We start from the raw sequence: 2,697 nt of genomic DNA on the forward strand, positions 1-2,697 counted from the left end.
TTGGACGAGTGGTTGCGTCCGGTGCCGGCGGGTGTGGTGGGTGAGGTGTATGCGGCGGGGGCCGGTCTGGCGCACGGGTATGTGGGTCGGGCGGGTCTGACGGCGGAGCGGTTCGTGGCGAATCCGCTGGGTGTGTCGGGTGAACGGATGTACCGGACGGGCGACTTGGGTCGTTGGCGTGCGGACGGGGTGCTGGAGTATGTGGGGCGTGCGGACGACCAGGTGAAGATCCGGGGCTTCCGGGTCGAGCCGGGCGAGGTCGCGGCGGTCCTGTTGGCGCACGAGGCGGTGGCGCAGGCCGCGGTCGTGGCACGCGAGGACCGACCGGGCGACAAGCGCCTGGTCGGCTACGTCGTCCCGGTGAACGGTCGGAACGTGGACGCGGCGGAACTGCGTCACTTCCTGGTCAAACGCCTGCCGCGCCACATGGTGCCGTCGGCGGTGGTGGTGTTGGAGGCGCTGCCGATCACGCCGAACGGCAAGCTGGACCAGCGCGCACTGCCCGCACCTGCCGCCACCGCCGTCGAGCCGGGCGGACGCGCACCGCGCTCGGTGCAGGAGGAACTGCTCTGCGGCATCTTCGCGGAGCTGCTGGGCCTGCCGTCGGTGGGGATCGACGACGACTTCTTCGCGCTGGGCGGGCACTCGCTCCTCGCGGCCCGGCTGATCAGCCGCATCCGCAGCACCTTCGGCGCCGAACTCGGGATCCGCGACCTGTTCGACGCCTCCACGGTCGTCGGCGTCGCCGAGAAGCTCAAGGACGGCCGCCCGGCGCGTCCGGCGTTGGTGGCGGGTGAGCGTCCGGAGGTACTGCCGCTGTCGTTCGCCCAGCAGCGGCTGTGGTTCCTCGACCAGCTGGAGGGCGCTTCCGCCACCTACAACAGCCCGTTCGCGTTCCGCCTGCACGGATCGGTGGACGTCGAGGCGCTCCGCGCGGCGATCGGCGACGTGGTCGGCCGGCACGAGGCGCTGCGGACGGTCTACCCGGCGGTCGACGGACAGCCCCGCCAGCTGGTGCTGCCCGCCCAGGACGTCCAGGTGCCCTTCACGGCCGTGGAGTGCGGGAGTGACGCGCTCGACGAGGCAGTGCGCGGGGCCGCGTTCACGCCGTTCGACCTGTCCACCGATCTGCCCGTACGGGTGGTGTTGTTCACGGTCGCCGAGGGCGGGTCGGTGCTGGTGGTGACCTTGCACCACATCGCGAGTGACGGTTGGTCGATGGAGCCGTTGTGGGAGGGGGTGGCGTCGGCGTACCGGGCCCGGTTGGCGGGGGTTGCTCCGGAGTGGTCGCCGTTGCCGGTGCAGTACGCGGATTACACGCTGTGGCAGCAGGGTCTGCTGGGTGGGGTCCTGGATCAGCAACTCGCCTACTGGTCGGGGGTGTTGGGGGATGCGCCGCAGGAGGTGGCGCTGCCGTTGGATCGGCCTCGGTCGGGGGTGGGTTCGCGTGCGGGTGGTCTGGTGGAGTTCGGGCTGGATGCCGGGCTGCACGCGGAGTTGGAGGGGTTGGCGCGTCGGCATGGCGTGACGCTGTTCATGGTGTTGCACGCGGGTCTGGCGGCTCTGTTGTCGCGCCTGGGTGCGGGGACGGACATCCCCATCGGCACGGTGGTGGCGGGGCGTTCGGACGAGGCGTTGGACAAGCTGGTCGGGTTCTTCGTGAACACGCTGGTGCTGCGGACGGATGTGTCGGGTGCGCCGACCTTCGGTGAGTTGCTGGGCCGGGTCCGGGACACGGATCTGGCGGCGTTCACCCACCAGGACCTGCCGTTCGAGCGCCTGGTGGAGGAGCTGAACCCCGTCCGCTCCGCCTCGGTCCATCCGCTGTTCCAGGTGATGCTGGTCCTGCAGAACAACAGCGAGGGCAGCCTCCAACTCCCGGGCATCACCCTGGAATCGGAGACCTTCGACACGGCGCCGGCCCGGTTCGACCTCAACTTCGCCTTCACCGAGGCCTGGGCTGCCGATGGCACGCCCGGTGGGATCCAGGTGGAGCTGCAGTACGCCGCGGACCTCTTCGACCACGGCACGGTGGAGGTGCTGGGCCGCCGTCTCGGTTCGCTGTTGACCGCCATGGTCGCGGATCCGGAGCAGTTGGTCGGGTCGGTTGAGGTGTTGGTGGGTGGCGAGCGTGAGTTGGTCGTGTCGGGGTGGGGTGGTGGTGGGGGCCCGGTGCCGGCGGGGACGGTGTCGGGGTTGTTCGGGGAGCAGGTGGTGCGGGCTCCGGGTGCGGTGGCGGTGGTGGATGGTGATCGCCGGTTGTCGTACGGGGAGTTGGATGTTCTGTCGGATCGGATGGCCGCGCGGTTGGTGGAGTCCGGTCTGGAGCGGGGTGGGCTGGTCGGGGTGTGCCTGGGGCGTGGGGCGGATCTCGTGGTGGCGTTGCTGGGTGTGTTGAAGGCGGGTGGTGGTTACACGCTGTTGGATCCGGAGTTCCCGCGGGAGCGGTCGGCGTTGGTGGTGGCCGAGGCGGGTGCGGGTCTGGTGGTGTCGAGTTCGGGGTTGCGCGGGTCGGTGGAGGGGCTCGCGGAGTGTGTGGTGTGGGTGGATGAGGAGTGGGAGCCGGCGGCGGGCGGGGTGGTGCCGTCGGTGGTGGTGGGTTCGGAGGATGTGGCGTGTGTGATGTTCACGTCGGGTTCGACGGGTCGGCCGAAGGGTGTGGTGGCGCCGCATCGGGCGTTGGTGGGGACGTATCTG

1 protein-coding gene is annotated in these 2,697 nt (G+C 70.4%); it reads left to right on the forward strand.

Going from position 1 to position 2,697, the window contains the following annotated elements; genetic code table 11:
* Window positions 1-2,697: condensation domain-containing protein (locus tag ACWDD9_RS43785; protein WP_449814779.1), on the forward strand; the 2,697-nt coding region annotated here is incomplete at both ends.

The organism is Kitasatospora sp. NPDC001119 (assembly GCF_053598475.1).